Origin of the sequence: Prevotella sp. P5-108 (assembly GCF_002251385.1) — a bacterium.
GTDB lineage: Bacteria > Bacteroidota > Bacteroidia > Bacteroidales > Bacteroidaceae > Prevotella.
In genome coordinates, this window is record NZ_NPJJ01000053.1 from 14296 (window position 1) to 30679 (window position 16384).

At 55.4% G+C, this 16384-nt stretch carries 10 protein-coding genes; 1 reads left to right on the forward strand and 9 read right to left on the reverse strand.

Annotated elements, in window-relative coordinates; all coding sequences use genetic code 11:
• Window positions 1-104 precede the first annotated feature (104 nt).
• Window positions 105-2381 carry an alpha-L-rhamnosidase C-terminal domain-containing protein gene (locus CIK95_RS10230; protein WP_094466945.1) on the reverse strand — a complete coding sequence of 759 codons (2277 nt, stop codon included), beginning with the start codon at window positions 2379-2381 and terminating at the stop codon, window positions 105-107.
• A 206-nt stretch (window positions 2382-2587) separates the two neighbouring features.
• Between CIK95_RS10230 and CIK95_RS10235 the strand changes: the two genes are divergently transcribed.
• Entirely contained in the window at window positions 2588-3559 is a 972-nt protein-coding gene (locus CIK95_RS10235; RefSeq protein ID WP_094466946.1) for a transporter, read from the forward strand.
• A gap of 161 nt (window positions 3560-3720) precedes the next feature.
• Here the strand turns inward: CIK95_RS10235 and CIK95_RS10240 are convergent, their stop codons facing one another.
• The 8 genes from CIK95_RS10240 to CIK95_RS10275 form a co-directional block, all read right to left on the reverse strand.
• Window positions 3721-4860 (reverse strand): hypothetical protein, encoded by a 1140-nt coding sequence (locus CIK95_RS10240; RefSeq protein ID WP_094466947.1) that lies wholly within the window; start codon window positions 4858-4860, stop codon window positions 3721-3723.
• A gap of 132 nt (window positions 4861-4992) precedes the next feature.
• Complete coding sequence (locus tag CIK95_RS10245; protein ID WP_094466948.1) at window positions 4993-6132, reverse strand: hypothetical protein; 1140 nt, start codon at window positions 6130-6132, stop codon at window positions 4993-4995.
• A gap of 70 nt (window positions 6133-6202) precedes the next feature.
• A complete protein-coding gene (locus CIK95_RS10250) occupies window positions 6203-6784 on the reverse strand; it encodes a DUF1573 domain-containing protein (RefSeq protein ID WP_254046454.1) in 582 nt (193 codons plus the stop codon).
• Window positions 6781-8880, reverse strand: a complete 2100-nt coding sequence (locus tag CIK95_RS10255) for a DUF4838 domain-containing protein (protein WP_158215125.1) — start codon at window positions 8878-8880, stop codon at window positions 6781-6783. The genes CIK95_RS10250 and CIK95_RS10255 overlap by 4 nt, the downstream gene beginning before the upstream one ends.
• 4 nt (window positions 8881-8884) lie before the next feature.
• Window positions 8885-11872 (reverse strand): tetratricopeptide repeat protein, encoded by a 2988-nt coding sequence (locus CIK95_RS10260; RefSeq protein ID WP_094466950.1) that lies wholly within the window; start codon window positions 11870-11872, stop codon window positions 8885-8887.
• 18 nt (window positions 11873-11890) lie between these two features.
• Window positions 11891-13375, reverse strand: a complete 1485-nt coding sequence (locus CIK95_RS10265) for a glycosyltransferase (protein WP_094466951.1) — start codon at window positions 13373-13375, stop codon at window positions 11891-11893.
• Entirely contained in the window at window positions 13372-14661 is a 1290-nt protein-coding gene (locus CIK95_RS10270) for a HEAT repeat domain-containing protein (protein ID WP_144007804.1), read from the reverse strand. Before CIK95_RS10270 ends, CIK95_RS10265 begins: the two co-directional genes overlap by 4 nt.
• A 148-nt stretch (window positions 14662-14809) precedes the next feature.
• Complete coding sequence (locus CIK95_RS10275) at window positions 14810-15724, reverse strand: IS982 family transposase (RefSeq protein WP_094387102.1); 915 nt, start codon at window positions 15722-15724, stop codon at window positions 14810-14812.
• Window positions 15725-16384: the final 660 nt, after the last annotated feature.

Below are 16384 nucleotides of genomic sequence, written 5' to 3' on the forward strand. Positions count from 1 at the left end.
CGACAAGCATAGAAATGATAAGGCCGAAGCAGGAGACACAGTGGGTCTCGGGCTTCGGCCTTGTCGTATCTATGCCGGCGGTGATGCCGGCTGGTATCAGCGGGTTACTTGGCTACGCGTATCTCGTGGTTGCCGGCACGCAGCCAGACGGCAGTCTTGCCCGCCTTGGCCCACTGGGCGTCGGTCACGATGCGGTCGGTGCGCAGAGCGCGGCCGTCGATGGTGATGCGGTCAGTGGCGGTCGAGGGAATGTAGACCAGCGCCTCGGTCTTGGCAGGCACGCCCACCGACATGGTGAGCTGGGTTTTGTCGCGCTTGAAAGCGGTAGAGACGGTGCCGCTCAGGGTGGGGAAGGAGAGGCTCGCCTCGCCGAAGGTAACATACTGCGGGTCTATCTTGAAGCGTCGCCAGCAGGGGTCGATAGTCTCGGCGCCCATGAGTTTCTGGGCTATCACGGTGAGACCGCCACCGCTCCAGGCGTGGTTGGACGAGCCGCCACGGAAGCCCCTCTTGCGGGCATCCCAGAACTCCCACAGCGTGGGGTAGTCCTTGTCGTTGACCATGGGGGCGATGCGCTTCTTCAGGCGGCGCATGGCGTAGTCGCCCTGGCCCATCTGGAAGAGGGCCTCCATGATATAGCGTTCCATATAGGGGCTGGCGTATTCCTGCGTCTTGAGTACATTGAATATCTCGCCATACTTGGACTCGTCGGCGATGCCCGAGATGACGGCAAGAGCCTGTACGCGGTCATCGGTAGCGCCCATATACTGGGGATGGCGGTAGCTGTAGCCGTTCCAACAGTGGTTGTAACCCTTCTTGATCTGCTCCATAGTGGCGCGATACTGGGCTGCGTCGGCGTCGAGGCCCATCATGTCGGCCATACGTGCCATCGCGTCGAGTGCCATGTAATGCCAGCCGGCGAAGATGAGCCTGATGTCGCGGTTGTCGCCCCAGTCGCCCCACAGCCAAGTGGCCTTGTAGGCAGCTGTAAGCCCGGTGGAGTCGAGCGGGAAGCGCTCAAGGTATCGGCGCACGGCAGGATAGACCTTGCGGATGGTGGCAGAATCGCCCGTATTCATATAGTAATTCCAGAAACCATAGAGTCCTACGGCTGCCAGCATCTGTCCGGGCAGCTCGCTCTTATAGGTACCTGGCACAGGGGCGTGGAGTATTCCCTCATCGGTCTGCCAGGCAGCCAGTTCGAGCATGCCCTTGCGCATCAGGTCTATCGACGAGAGCGACAGCGTGTAGAAAGCCTGGCTGGTAAGTATCACCTCGTCGCCCCACCACTGTGCGCGCTCGCGCTCGGGACAGTCAAAATAGGTGTCGCGCATATTGACATAGAGCGTATTGAGTGCTTTCTGCCAGAAACGGTTATAGAAATTGTTGTCAGAGTGGAAAGTACCCACCACCTTGGTATCATAACCCGTCTGGCGATAGCTTACGCCGTTGACCTTGATGCCCTTGGGGAGATAGAGGATAATCTTCTCGCCGTTCATCCAGCCCAGCGACTCGTACTGCTGTTGTCCCTGCCGCGTCACGTACTGTGCCCTGACATTCCAGGCGCCCGCCATGTGGGAGTGGTTGGTCCAGATGTCTATGGTGTCGCCGCCCTGGGTGGCGGTGAGGTCTATCACGGGTGTCACCTGCAGGTTGCCGGGGAGGAAGGCGATGACGGTGTCGCGACGGGCACCCTCGTGGAGCTCGAAGCGGGCAGCCTTGACGCCGAAGTCCTTGAACATGGGTATCGGACGGCGTGTCATCTTGCCCCAGGGACGGTCGCCCCAAGAGCCAATCTCGACCGAGGGAGTGAAGCCGTACTTGGCAGAGACGTCGGCAGTCTGCCATCCGTCGATGGCATGGCGTGCGTCGTAGCTGATGTTGCTCTCGGAGAGTCGGAAGTTGGGCATCTCGCCTGTGGCTGTGGCATAGGCGGGATGGATGCGGCTCATCCAACTGGCGTTGGTACACAGCTCGGCATTGTCGGAGTCGATGTAGAGGCCTGACTTGCCGCTGTCCTCATGGGAAAAGCCCGAGCGGCCGAAGTAACATACAAGGACAGCCACGCGGTTGTGACCTCGCTGGAGGTGGCGGCCCAAGTCGATCTCGTCGTAGTAGCCCTCGCCGGGAGCGGGACCACGCTTGAGCGAGCCTTCGAAGACCACGAGGTTGCCGTTGACCCACAGCCAGTACTTGGAGTCGCAGGCTATGCGTGCTTTCAGGCTCCGCGGCTTGGTCTTCATCACCACATCCTTCTGGAAGGCTATCCATGTATTGGGGCGGTTGACACTGTCATCGGCAGCCGTTATCCACGACGCCTTGGCTCCCCATGCCGTGGAGGCACAGAGACTTAAGAGTAAAGAGATGATAAGGTTTCGCATATCTATTGTTTGTTGGTATTATGCTACAAATATACAAAAAAACGGGTAGTGGTAAAAGGAAAAGCCGCTCTTTTTGCTCTATCACAGGGAAAAAAGCGTCTGACGGGCGTCGGAATGACAGAAAAAGTGGTGTGGCTGCCTCTGTTAGCGCGAAAAAGCGTACTTTTGTCAGCGATAGATGATTATGAATTCTGAAGATAGCTGATATGAAGTCTCTGTTACGGTTTCTGCGCAACTGGACACTGCCTGTGTCCATCGCCTCGGGCATCGCGATATATCTGGTCTTTGCCCTGGTGCCAGCCCTCGACGGCGCGGCGCGCGTGTGTGGTCCCATCTGCGACCGCATCCTACCTCTGTTTATGTTCTTGATACTCTTTGTCACCTTCTGCAAGGTAGACTTCCGCCGACTGATACCCGTGAGGTGGATGTTGTGGGTGGGCGTGGTTCAGGTGCTCTTTGTGGCGCTGTTCACGCTGCTGGTGGTGGAATACAGGCTCAAAGACAACAGTCTGATCATCGTCGAGGCCATCATCACCTGCATCATAGCCCCCGTGGCTGCTGCCGCGCCGGTGGTGACGGCCAAGTTGGGCGGCAAACTGGAGCAGATGACCACCTATACCTTCATCTCCAACTTCATCACAGCGCTGCTCATCCCGGTATGTTTCCCGCTGATAGACAAGGCTGCCAATGTGAGTTTTCTCACCGCCTTTCTGACCATCCTGCACGAGGTGTGCATGGTGCTGGTGCTGCCCATGTTGTTGGCGTATATCGTGAAGCATGGCATGAAGCGGCTGCATCGGTGGGTGGTGAGCATCAACGACTTGTCGTACTACATGTGGGGTGGCTCGCTGCTCATCGTCTCGGGCACCACGGCCAAGAACATCGCACACGCTGACACCACGCTGACCTTCCTGCTCATCATCGCGCTGCTGGGGCTTGTCCTCTGTGTCATCCAGTTTGCCGTGGGCAGATTTATAGGTCACTACTTTGGTGCCACCACTGAGTCGGGGCAGGCTCTGGGCCAGAAGAACACCGCCTTTGCCATCTGGATAGCCTATACCTACCTCAACCCGCTGTCGTCGATAGGTCCCGGCTGTTATATCCTGTGGCAGAACATCATCAACTCGGTAGAGATATGGCTCTGCCGGCGCAGGCTGGGGCACGAACTGCACACCTGACGCCCGCAGCCGGTATCAAAACAATATCCGCAATGCCGGATGTGGGCATTGCGGATAGAGAGAGGGCGCTGTCATCCATCAGGGATGGCAGCGCCCTACTTATTATATAAGGTATAGGGCTGATAGTCTGAGCCGTAGAGCTGCTTGTATCAGCCGTGGGTCTACTTGCCGAAGTAGGCGCTGGTGGCGCCGTTGTACTTGAGATGCTTGTAGCCGGCGGGTTCGACGCGCACGGTCGACTTCTTGACCTTCTCCCATACCTGGGCGTCGGTGAGACCCTTGCCGTAGGTGTGGACCTCGATGGTCACGCCGTCGCCATACTCCTTGCGTAGCGCCTGAATGTACTCTGTGGCGGCGGTGCAATCGGCGGTGATGACTACCTTGTCGGACTGATGCTCTACGATGACCTGTACAGGATTGGTAGTGCCAAACTCATACTCGGTACCCTTGATATAGACCTTGGTGTCAATCTTCAGATCCCAGGTGCGGATGGCGAAGTCGTCCTGCTCTGCCACGTTCTCCTTGGCGAGAGGGATCTCGACGACAACCTTCTTGGCAGCCTCGTCGCGCACATGGATAGAGGTCTTGATTTCGCTCCAGTCCTTGTGGGCTTGCTGGTGGATGTCTACCTCCACGTTGCCGTCGCCGGTGGCGGGCACGGTGTTGTCATCCTTCTTGTCGGTGAGGTCCTTGTTCTCCTCCTTGATGTCGCCGCCCACGCCGGGGATAGCCGAGAGGTCCTTGTTGGTCTTCTTGGTCAGCACACCGTCCACGTGCCAGCTATCTTTCTGCTTCTTCACCATGTACCAGATGACGTAGAGGTCTTCGATATCTATGTCCTTGAGCTTCAGTTTGGGGTTCAGGTTGGCCTTGATGATGCTCTTGAGCTGCGGTTGTTCGACTATAGCGTCGAGGGTGGCCTTTCCCTTGCTGTCGTAGACGTATTTGTCGTAGTCGTCATTTCTGGAATAGTAGGCGTAGTCGGCGTCTATATATCCCTTGTTGTATGGCAACCAGACAGTGTTGCCGAATACGTCCTGGGGGAAATAGTCGCCCGACTTGCAGTCCTCGGCGCCGGCGATGCGGTTGTCTAAACGGATGAAGAAATAGGCACCCTTCTTGTTCACCTTGGCAGCCGCAGCACGGGTGGCAGCGGTCTTGTTGCCCTGGATGTACACTTGGGTAGAGGGTTCGGTCTTGGTCTGACTGCCCTGGCCTCCTGTTCCCTGGCCGGAAGTGGAGTCGTCGCTGCAGGAAATCATGGCGATTGCAGCGATAGCCATAAACAATACTTTTTTCATATTAGTTGATTTTGAATAGTTAGTAATGGTTATCAAGATGTCGTCGGCGTCTGCCTGCTCACACAGGCAGGCGCCAACGGCAGTTATTTGTTTGTCTTTGATCGCGTCTCGGATGGTATAGACGGCTGGCGGCTACTTGCTGAAGTAGGCGCTGGTGGCGCCGTTGTACTTCAAGAACTTGTAGCCGCTGGGCTCGACGCGCACGGTGGCCTTCTTGAGTTTCTCCCATAGCTGGGCGTCGGTGAGTCCCTTGCCGTAGGTGTGAACCTCAACGGTCACGCCGTCGCCATACTCCTTGCGCAGCATCTGGATGTACTCTGTAGCGGCTGTGCAGTCTGCAGTAATGACCACCTTGGTAGCCTGATGCTCAATGGTTACCTTCACAGGATTTGTGGTACCAAACTCGTACTCGTTGCCATTGATATAGACTTTGGCGTCAATCTTCAGGTCCCAGGTGCGGATGGCGAAGTCGTCCTGCTCAGCCACATTCTCCTTGGCGAGAGGGATCTCGACGATAACCTTCTTGGCGGCTTCGTCGCGGACATGGATAGAGGTCTTGATTTCACTCCAGTCCTTGTGGGCCTGCTGGTGTATGTCTACCTCCACATTGCCGTTGCCCGTAGGGAGCACGGTGCTCTCGTCTCTCTTGTCCTCGAGGTCCTTGTTCTCATTCTTGATGTCCTCACCGATACCGGGTATGTCGGTCACGTCCTTGACGTCCTGGTCGGTGAGCACTCCGTCGACGTGCCACAGGTAGTCTACGTTCTGGTACTTGACAATATACCACAGCACGTGGAGCTTCTTGAGGTCAACGCCTTTGAAGTTGATCTTGCCCTTGCTCTTGTCGGCTTTGATGAGGTCCTCTACAGTGGGCATCTTGTCAATGGCCTTCAGCGTAGCCACGCCCTTGGTGTCGAAGACATACCAGGGGTTCAAGCTGCTGTTATTCCAGCTGGGGTAGTACACGTCGACGGTACCCTCGTTGGCAGCGACCATGACGCTCTTACCTGTCTCGGTCTGGGGGAAGTACTCTTTGGAGTCGAAGTTACCGATGCCGGGGATACGGTTGTCTACGCGGATAAAGAAGTATGCTCGGTTGGTCGGGACCTCAGCTACGCGGGTGGCAGCCACCTTGCTGCCCTGGATGTACACTTCGGTAGCTGGCTCAGTCTTAGCTTGGCTGCCGCCTCCTGGCTCTACTCCTGGAGTGGAGTCATCGCTGCATGCCATCACGGTCATTGCGGCGAAAATCATGAATAATACTTTCTTCATAATTGTAATGATTTGAAATGTTTGTAAATGTTTGTTTGTTATATTTTTGATGATTATTCTCTTGTTGGGGTCAGTCGCGCCACGGATACCTCACGTGCTGACGGCTGTCGCGCGAGGCGTCGGGAGCGGTATAATATCCTTTCTCCGAGGATTTGCCATCTACAAGTTCCTCGACATTGTTGGCACGGCGCTGCGAATGAACTTCCTCGTAGTCGGGTTGGTCAAAGGAAGGCGGCACCACGTTGACATCAAAGGTGAGTACAGCCATGCCGCGGGGGAGCACGTTGCCAAAGAGCCTGATGCTATGGCGGACGTAGCCGATGTTCTTCGTGGTGTCGAAGGAGAACTTGAGGGTGATGGAATCATGAGGCGGAATGGCGTCGATGTCCTTGGGAGCGTCGATGCAGCCACACGAGGGCTGGATATCGTCAATCAGGAACGGGTCGTCGCCCTCGTTGCGTACCACGTAGGTGAGGTCGAGCACCTCGCCAGACACCACGGGATAGTAGTGGCGTATGGAGTCGGACACGGTGATGTAGGTGGGCCGCACGCGCTTTGTGCATGCGGTCTCCATCACTGCTGCCATGCCTATTATGACCAGAGGCAGGAGTACTCGTGACGCCTTATATATATAATAATGTATATGCATCATTGTCTGTTGGTTATTTCTATTTCGTCGAGAGCCATCGTCTTGCGCCCTTCCGCTGCAGCGGTCTGCGTGATGATGACCTCGGTCTTGACTCCAGGCTGCAAGCCCGTAGCGCTGATGCTCACCCTGACGCGGCGGCTGTCGGTTGGGGAGGTTATGATGGCCTTGCCTTTCACCGCTCCGCCCTGTACGACCTCTATCGATGACGGCGCGAAAATGTGCCATTGTGGTGCGTGAAGCAGCGATACATGGAAGACGGCTGCTGATGGCAGACCCGATGATACCGAGAACCGCTGTACTGGTGCCGATGTGATCAGCCATCCCAGATGATAGTCGGTGGCAAATCCCTGCTTGCCGTCGGTGAGCAGATGGGTGTCGGCTTTGGGCTCGGCATCGATGTTGGCGCCGTGGAGCAGATTGCCGGCGGTATCGAGCCAAGGATAGCTATCCTTCCATTGCTTGAGGTAACCGTCGAGGTCGCCGTCGCTCTCACGGTAGTTGGCCATGTCCTTGAAGGCGGTATGGTGTGACAGCAGCGAGGTCATCGCCTCTATCTGCTGACGGCTTGGTGCCTGCTGCTGACTGCGCATAATCTCCAGGCGGGTAAAGGCAAGCGCCGTAAGCAGACGGTTGAGCTTGCTGCGTTCAGCCTCGTCGGCTTGCTTGGAAGCCCGGTCCATCGTGGAGAAGAACTCGCCAAACTGCTGGGCGTTGAGCCAAGTGCCGAGCGCCTCGTCGATGCCGCCGTAGAAGGGTAGAGTGTGGTGCAGTGCCTGCTCTTCTATCTTGCGATAGTAGTCGCCGAGCAGCTGACCCGTCTTGGGATAAGCCGAGGCGAAGTAGCGGCTGGCGCAAGCCTCGATGTCGACATCGGGATTGATAAGCAGCTGTGCCAGCACATAGGTCTGCACATCGTCGAACGGCGCATAGTCATATCCGCTGCCGTTGAGGAACACGCCCTTGACACCCAGGTCGCGGTAGAAGCGCAGTCTGCTCTGCATGTGGTGCAGACAGGGGTAGGGGGTGAGGTAGTCGTCGAAGTTGCGCATGTAGTCCCACACATAGACTCTGCCGCAGCATTTCTGCCAAGCCTTGATCTGCGCCTCGAGACCCTCGTGGCCCTTGGCCTGTGATGCTTCCGGCGCCATAGGCATGTCGATGGCGCTCACCATCACGCCCACGTTGTCGGGCAGACGGTGTGTGGGAGCCGTGCGGGTGGTCGAGTAGGCCGAGGTGAAGAACATCTGGTGCGGGAAGCGGCGCGCCAGCCGCTCGATGAGGGCTGTCACCGCCGGCGTAGCCGACTGCGGTGTGTTTCCTTTTGCCTTGCATGCGGCGCATTGGCACACCAGCCGATTGTCGTTGGGCACCACGGCAAAGCGGGTGGTCACCCCGTCGCTGCCGTCGCCATACTGGTCTACCACAAACTGCTCATAGGCATGGTAGAGTGCCTCCGACGAGAAGCAGAACTGCCCCGCGTCCCGCTTGCCATTGACCATAGCCGTCGCTTCGGCAGGTATACCGTCGGTAAATACCTTGCGCAGATTGTGTCCCCACAGTCCCCAGTCGAAGTCTACATTGCCCACACCCAGTATGGGCATCATGTCGGCATTGGTATTGGTGGGAGTATAGATGCTGCGATGCTCGAAGGCGAAGCTGCCTTTAGTGTCGCTCTTGCAGTCGACCACAGCGGGAGGCAGGTCGGCAGAGAGGAAGCGGCCGTCATCAGCCGACGCCGAGCTCATGAACTGGTATTGCAGCCAGAGCATCGCTTCGGTAGAGCGCGCCTTGAGTCTTATCTCGTGCGGAGCCACAGCCACCTCGTAGTCGCTGTCCATGCTGCCGTCGAGGTCGACCACCAGCTGCAGCTGACTGTCGTCCTGCGCTTTTCCGGCGATGATGCAGTCGCGGTCGGTAGCCCGTTTCTGGAAGTGACTCTTCAGATAGGCAGCCCATTTGGCGTCGCCAGAGTCGCCGTCGTCGGCAGCCTTGACGGCATACTCGCTGTATTGGCTGAAGGGCTTGAGCTCTGTGCCCGAGCATGCAGCCAGCAGGGTGACAGGCAGGGCGAGCATCAGCGCGCACACTGCTGTGGCCATTGTCTTAGAAGCTGATGAGAACTTGTACATCTATGTTGAACAGGTTTTTGTATCTTGTATTGACGCCGTCGATGGGGCTCTCTTCGGTGCCCGTGCGGGTGTTGGTCTGGGTGTAGTAGGTGAGCCAGGTGCCCAGCACGCCCAGTGTGACATTGCGGTGTATGCGGTACTGACCGCCCAGGCCCACCTGGGTGTTGAGTCGGCTGAAGGTACCAGGCATCGCGTTGTCTATCATCGACGCTTCGGGCGCCGAGCCGATGCTCGCCAGTGCCTGTATGCACGACTTGCCGTCGTTGAGCATGAAGTACTTGCCCTGCAGTATCAGGTTGGCATACATCTTACTCTTCATGTTGTAGAGGTCCAGACGACCGTTGAGCCAGAAGAGGTCGATGGTCTTGCTGGCGCCGATGCCCAGGTTGAGCAGCAGATTGTGGGTGTCGTCCCAGTGGTCGAAGACCCATGCCGGCGAGTCCTCGCCTGTAGCCTGCCATCTGAACCGTTTCTCGTAGGAGTTGATGCGGCGGAAACCGGCATGCACCTCGCCTTCCCAGTCATGGGTGAAGTTGCGGGTGAGACGGGCGTTAGCCATGAGTTGGGGGAAGTACTTGTTGGCCAAGCCCACCGTAGCCGTTCCCGACCACAGGTCGTCAAACTGGTGTGTCCATTCGCCCACCAGCTGGATGCCCGTACCTCCGGGCTGCTGGTCGTCGCTCTTGGTGTCCTTGGCGGCACCCTCGCGGCCGGCGTAGTTGAAGCGCACGCCGACGGCGTCGGTATCGTCCAGCTTGCGTGTATACTCTATCGAAGCCACAGCCGTGATTACATCTTCTTCTCCATAGCGTCCTTGCAGGTATTCAAAGTTGAGTCCATTGCGGTAGCCGCGTGCCACGAGTCCGTCGAGATGACGCCGGAACGAAGCCTCCTCGCCGTAGCCCGGACGGTAGTATTTCTGGTAGACGTAAGCCGAGTCATACTCATGCTTGGCCTCGAAGATGAGACCCTTGGTGTAGAGCAGCAGACGGTTTTCGCTGTCATACTCTATCGCCTTGTTGATGACGGCCATAGCCGAGTCGTTCTGGTGACGGTCCAGGAGCGCCATGGCCCAGTCGCTGCTGTTGGTACTGTTGGCGCGTATCAGCAGCGAGTCGCCCATATACTCTGCCACCTTGGGCAGCAGGATGTCCTGCGAGTTGGAGTACTTGCGGTCGGTGGTGTAGAGCGCAGCCTGCTTGACCACATAGAAGTTGTCATTGGGATAGCGCTCGCGGCCCAGAGCCACCCAGCGGCGGTGCTCCTTCCAGCGCTTGAGCTGGGCAGAAGTGTTGACGGCATATTGCAGACCGTCTTCAGAGAGGGGGCATATCTCGAGCAGGCGCAGGCTCTGCGTATAGGCTTTGCCATAGGCGCCCAGCCGGATGAGGCGCTTGATGTGGGGCACGGCAGCTTCCTCGTAGGCGTTGACATACTGGGCGCGGGTGAGGGCGTCGTCTTCCTCTTCGCATTCCTTGGCAAGCAGTTCGAGAGCCGCCTCGGTGCGTCCGCTGCGGCTGAGGATGTCGGCGTGCTTGAGTATGGTGTTGGGCGCATCGGGGAACTGTGCCTGATAGTCAGCGAGCGCACGCTCGGCGGCAGTATAGCGGCGCAACTCTACGTTGCAGGTCACCATGCGGTTGAAGGCAGCCTCGCGCACCTCCTTGTCGGTAGAGTGCTCTGCGGCAAACTCGAGCAGGGGGAGGGCTTCGCCGTAATCGCCATTGTTCATCATCTCCATGGCACGGGTGAGGCGCTCGCGTGCCAGCTCGTCAGCCACATCCTTGTTGGCGGGGTTGCGCTGGTAGAGGCGGCTGAGCAGACTCGATGCAGCCTGGGCGTTGCCCATACGGCGGTTTACGATGTATGCCTTGTAGAGCAGGTCTTCGGTGTCGCCCTTGCGCTTGCGCTCGGCGGCGATATAGGTGAGGGCGTCGTCGTAGTAGCCGCGGGTGATGGCGGTATTGAGCAGATAGTCGAGCGACTCCTGGCTCTTGGTGCGCTCATAGACCTTGCCATAGAGGATATAGGGGTCGCTCTTGGCGGCAGCGCGGGCGGCGTCGGCCTGGAGCTGTCCGTAGAAGCTGTTGAGCTGGCCGCTGTGGTTGTGCTTCATGCAGCGTTCCACAAACGCCATCGCCTCGCCATAGCGGTTGTCTTCGGCCAGGATGCCAGCCTTTTTGATGATGAGGCGGTAGCTGCCGGGCAGATTGCTCACGCCGCGGTCGGCCACGTCGATGGCTTCGCTGCGGCGACCCTGCTGCAGGAGCAGGTTGCAGAGCATCAGATAGTGCTCTTCCTTCTTGGGGTCGTTGTTGACCAGCTGCTGCAGCGACTCTATGGCGCCGTTCTTGTCGCCCGCCTTGCGGTCGGCGATGGCGCGCTGTTCGAGGCGATAGTTCAGGTCTTTCTTCAGCTGTGCGTCGTTGGGGTAGATATGGCAGAGGCGCTCCAGCAGACGGTCGGCCTCCACATCGTTCTTCTGCTTGCGGTAGAGGTTGATTTTGCGGCGCCAGAGTCCTTTCCAGTAGGGATGTATCTCGAGCAGCTCGTTGACGTAGCAGATGGCGCTCGAGTAGTTGCGTGTCTCTTCCTCGACATTGATGATGAGCTGCTTGGCCTCGACGTTGGCGTTGTTGTCACGCAGGGCGCGCACCAGATAGAAGCGGGCGTCGTCGTAGGACTTCTTGTGGTAGTAGTAGCGGCCGGCGAGCTCGTTGAGCGTCGACACGTCGGGGTAGCGCTTCAGACCTTCGTCGAGCAGACGCTTGCCGCCCTCCCAGTTGCCGCGCTTGAAGGCGGCGCGCACCGTGGCGTCGTAGTAGTCGGGCAGATGGATGTCCTTGGTCTTCACTATCGACTGTGCCTGCACCTGTGCAGGGGTGAACGTGAGTGCCGAGGCTGCCATCATCAGGGTCAGCGCCATGCCGCATATCTGTGGTTTATGTATTTTCATCATCATGACTTTGGTTTTGGTTCTTTATTCGGTGGTTTGGGTGGCTATATTGATGTCGGGGCCGGGGGAGTTGTCGGCCTGGCCCTGAGCGTTGCCGCTGTTGGGATTGTTGAAGCCCTTGCGCTGCATCTCGCCCCATACGATACGCTTACCCATGATAAACTTGAGGTAGCCGCGCAGCGAGAAGAGCATGATGAAGGGGTGGTAGAAGAAGGGCTCGAGCAGGGCAGCGAGCACGAGTCGCAGATAGCTCCAGCCGCGCATGCGGGTCTGCAGATAGTCGTAATAGATGACGACAAGCGAGAGCTGGAAGCAGAAGATATACATCATCAGGAAGATAATCCAGGCTGTGCCCCAGTTGACGCCGCCCGTGAAGGCGAGGTAGAGGAACGTGCAGAAACCTATCAGCTCGATGACGGGGGCGATGAATTCGAAGATGAAGAGGTAGGGCATCGTGATGAGACCCAGCTGACGGTATTTCTTCTTGAACATCATGCGGTAATACTTGGCAAATGTCTGTATCAGGCCGTGTCCCCATCTCACACGCTGGCGGTACAGCATGCGCAGGTTTGACGGACCTTCCGTCCAGCAGCAGGTCTGCGGTATCTGTATCACGCGGTAGGGCTTGTCGAAGTCGCAGCAGTAGCCTATCATGCGGGTAAGCATGTCCATGTCCTCTGCCAGCGAGTCGGCAGAGTATCCGCCGGCGTTGATGGCTATCTCGGTGTCAAACATACCGTAACCTCCCGACACGTTGGGCATGGCGTTGATGTGGCTCCAGCCCATCTTGCCTATCATGAACGAGCGCAGATACTCCAGTGTCTGGAACAGAGGGATGGGCGACCAGGGTATGCGGTACTTGATGAGCTCGCCGTTGACCACCTTGCAGGCATTGGAGATGTTCATCACGCCCGATACGGCTATCACGTTCCTTTCTTCCACCATAGGGCGCACGCACATACGGATGGCGTTCTTGGAGAGGATACAGTCTACGTCGGTATTGATGAAGTAGGGATAGTTGGCTACGTTCAGACCGGCGTTCACGGGGTCTGCCTTGGTACCACCGTTCTCCTTGTCCACCACGCGCAGCTTCTCATACTCCTTGCGGTTGGAGATAAACATACGCTTGAACGGTTTGGCGATGATGCGCTGCTTGTAGAGATAGGGCACTTCGACGAGGTCAAACTCCTCAATCATCTTCTCCAGCGTGCGGTCCTTGCTACCGTCGTTGACGATGATGACTTCAAACTTGGGCCAGTCTTGCGAGAGCAGCGACTTCACGTTGTCCACGATGGTGTTTTCCTCGTTATAGGCGGGAGCCACGATAGACACACCGGGGGTATAGGGCGAGTTGTCGAATATCTTCTTCACGTAGATGTCGCTCAGGGAGTGGCGCGAGCGGCGTGTCTCTCTGAACGACAGGGCCACCAGCATCACGTAGCTGAACATCAGCGCCATCGAGTAGAAGAAGACGAGATATCCGTAGGTGTATAATATAATCTCTTTCATCGTGCCAAATTCTTGATATAACTGTCAAACACTCTAACCTGCTTGAAGAGGATACTGTCGTCCTTGTCGGTACACTCTTTCTCCAGGCGTTCAAACTCTTCCATGCCCTTCTCGCCATACAGGCTGAGCGACATGATGATGTTGAGCTTGGTCGACTGGACCTTGGACTCGCTCCATGCTTTCAGGAAGAAGGGGATGGCGCGGCCCGTATTGAATGTCACCAGGGCGCGGAGGATAAACAGGCGCAGCTGCTCGTTCTGATGGGCGTAGGCAGCCATGAGCAGCGGCTCTGCTGATACCAGATGGGCCTTGATGATACACTCTATGGTAGCCTGGCGTACCACCTGACTCTTGTGGGCCAGGTATTTCTTCATGTTGTCCATATCCTCGGCTGTACCCCAGTAGCCTACCTCTCTGATCAGACAGGCTTGCAGCTTCTCGTTCTCACACTCGGCGATGATAGGGGGCAGCGAGGGCATCTCCTTGTTGGCTATATGGCGTGCTCTCATCAGGAAGTGTATCTCCAGAGCGTCCCATTCGCGCCACTCATAGTTGTGCAACTCGCTCTCCATGAAGAATCTGAAGGGATTGTAGTCGCTCAGCCACAGATAGTACATACGTGTCTCCTTGCGGATGACCTGGTTGACCGAGTTGAGCAGGCGCACCAGCACCGACTCGGGCAGGTCAATCATCATGAACTGGGAGATTTGCAGCGCGCGACGCCTGTTGGTGCGCGAACCGAACACGAGCATACGCTCCATGAACTCTTTGATGGCGAGGGCGTTGCAGAGGGTGCGCACGTTGCGGTAGTTGTACTCGTTGTAGTAGTCTGACTTGACCTGCACCAGCAGCCTGCACAGCGCAAACATGTACTTGGGCTTCTTGCGGCGGGCTATGTCGCGGGTGGTGAGGCCTATGCGCTCGTCGATCTCGTTGCGGGTGAGCTTGTCCTTATTGAGTGTTATCTCGCAGAAGATGTCGTAGAAACGCTTGTAGTAGCGGTTGTAGATGCGGTTGCGTCGGCCCTCGAAATGCTTGTTGACACTGATAGAAATGGTAAAGAAGACCATCGATATACAGCAGATGAGAATCATGAAGATGCTGACACGTACCACGAAGGGATAGTTGAAGAAACCATTGTACCACATGGTGAGCACATATCCCATATAGTCGATGGGGGAGAAGTCGCGGGTGCGCATACGGTCCATGATGCTGTCTGTAAAGACTTGCGGGCAGCACAATAAGGTCATAGACAGTGTAAGCACTATTCGCTTTATTGCTCTCATTTCAGTTGTTCTCAGTTTCCTTGTTGGTTGAGGCAGTCTGTTGATACAATGCCAAGAATTCGCAATTCTGTTTATTCCGTTTATAAGCGCGTCTATATTGATTATATGTTGCGCCTATATTAATTAACGTGAGTTCGACGAATATACTTTAGAATAAAGTAAGTTGCCTGTCATTTGAAATGTCCACGGTCTGTACTCGTATGGTTGGTTTCTTTGGGAAGTAACAGTATGCAGCTATACCTCCCAGAAGATTGACTACAAAATTGTCAAAGCTTCTATGTCGTGAATGCTCAACTTGGGCAATGTTCTTCAGTTCATCATTCACAGTCTCAATGATCGCCCTCTTCCTGAGCAGCAACTTGTCGGAAACGGACATCAAAGCTCCCTTCATGTTGCTCTTGAGTTTCGTGATAAGCTGAATGCCATCCACAAAAAGTCTTTCAAACAGACGCTTTCCAATATATCCTTTATCACCAACGAGCTTTCCATAAATGAATTCGACAAAAACTTTATATTCAAGAGGTTTTCGGTCGTCAACATCCCCAGGGGTTATCATAAAGTTGAGCAATTCACCTTTCTCGTTGCATATCAAGTGAAGTTTGAATCCAAAGAACCAACCCATGGAGCATTTGCCTCTTTGTGCGATACCCTTGAAGGTCTTGTGAATATGGATTCTCTGATTCTTGCATACTCGCAGAGGTGTGCTGTCGACAAAACTGATACCTGTACACTTGCCAAGCAAGACCTTCTTGATGAACACTATCAATGGGATGGCAATCTCCCGTTCCAGTTCAACGAAACGATTGTATGATACCACCTCAGGAAACAGATGGCGCATGTGTTTGCATACCTTTTCGAGATAGAAATGCTTCAGGCAGCGATACCCTGATGAATGAAAGAGAATCATTATAATCATGATTTCCGCCTTTGACATGCGGCTTTCACGGTGGTATTTGCGCTTTCCTTCTGCCTTAAACGTATATTTTGCCATCTGCGCATCATAAACTTTGCAAAAATCATCAGCAATACAGAAAATTTCTGTAACTTTGTCTTCGGTAATCATAGCGAAATTCTTTAGTTTCATTGTTTTTTATCCACTACAAAGTTACTAAAAATTTCGCTAATTACCATATTTTCAATGAATTATAATTCATCGAACTCACGTTAAGTTATGAAAGAGGGGGTGTGTCAGTTACTTCTGACACACCCCCTCTTGTACATCCTTACGACATCGGCAGAATCCATTTAGCAGTCAAAGACCTGGATGCACTGGGCTGTTTCATGCTGCCCTCCGCTATGGTAGATGTATCAGAGCATTATTGTTTCAATGCCTTACCATCAGAGTTCTTCATTTTGCAGTTATGTACCTAATCGCACCACCTCTATCGAAAGGGCGTTCACTGACAGCATTAGGTAGGTTCTATAAATTAGCTTGCGATGTATTTGCGACTATCGTGCCGTAGGTTTTTGTTTTTCACGAGGGAGCGTAGCGGGCTACGTGACTGAATGAAAGACAAAAAGATACGGTGCGAGAGGCGTGAAGACATCCAAGTAAAACAGAAACACTGCCTTACATTGAAAACTAATTTATAGAACCTACCTTTATTCATATAAGGAGAGTCCGAATCGATTTCTCCTTCAAAGCAGCAACGAGGTTTTGAAAAGATGATACCATCCTCTGCTTGGGTGACAAATGAATATGATTTGACTTTACGTCTCATAG

Excerpts from the sequence above, each read along its gene's own strand:
- CIK95_RS10245 (WP_094466948.1), bottom strand. The coding sequence starts at position 6,132 with ATGAAGAAAGTATTATTCATGATTTTCGCCGCAATGACCGTGATGGCA.
- CIK95_RS10275 (WP_094387102.1), bottom strand. The coding sequence starts at position 15,724 with ATGATTACCGAAGACAAAGTTACAGAAATTTTCTGTATTGCTGATGAT.
- CIK95_RS10270 (WP_144007804.1), bottom strand. The coding sequence starts at position 14,661 with ATGAGAGCAATAAAGCGAATAGTGCTTACACTGTCTATGACCTTATTG.
- CIK95_RS10250 (WP_254046454.1), bottom strand. The coding sequence starts at position 6,784 with ATGATGCATATACATTATTATATATATAAGGCGTCACGAGTACTCCTG.
- CIK95_RS10235 (WP_094466946.1), top strand. The coding sequence starts at position 2,588 with ATGAAGTCTCTGTTACGGTTTCTGCGCAACTGGACACTGCCTGTGTCC.
- CIK95_RS10255 (WP_158215125.1), bottom strand. The coding sequence starts at position 8,880 with ATGGCCACAGCAGTGTGCGCGCTGATGCTCGCCCTGCCTGTCACCCTG.
- CIK95_RS10230 (WP_094466945.1), bottom strand. The coding sequence starts at position 2,381 with ATGCGAAACCTTATCATCTCTTTACTCTTAAGTCTCTGTGCCTCCACG.
- CIK95_RS10265 (WP_094466951.1), bottom strand. The coding sequence starts at position 13,375 with ATGAAAGAGATTATATTATACACCTACGGATATCTCGTCTTCTTCTAC.
- CIK95_RS10240 (WP_094466947.1), bottom strand. The coding sequence starts at position 4,860 with ATGAAAAAAGTATTGTTTATGGCTATCGCTGCAATCGCCATGATTTCC.
- CIK95_RS10260 (WP_094466950.1), bottom strand. The coding sequence starts at position 11,872 with ATGATGATGAAAATACATAAACCACAGATATGCGGCATGGCGCTGACC.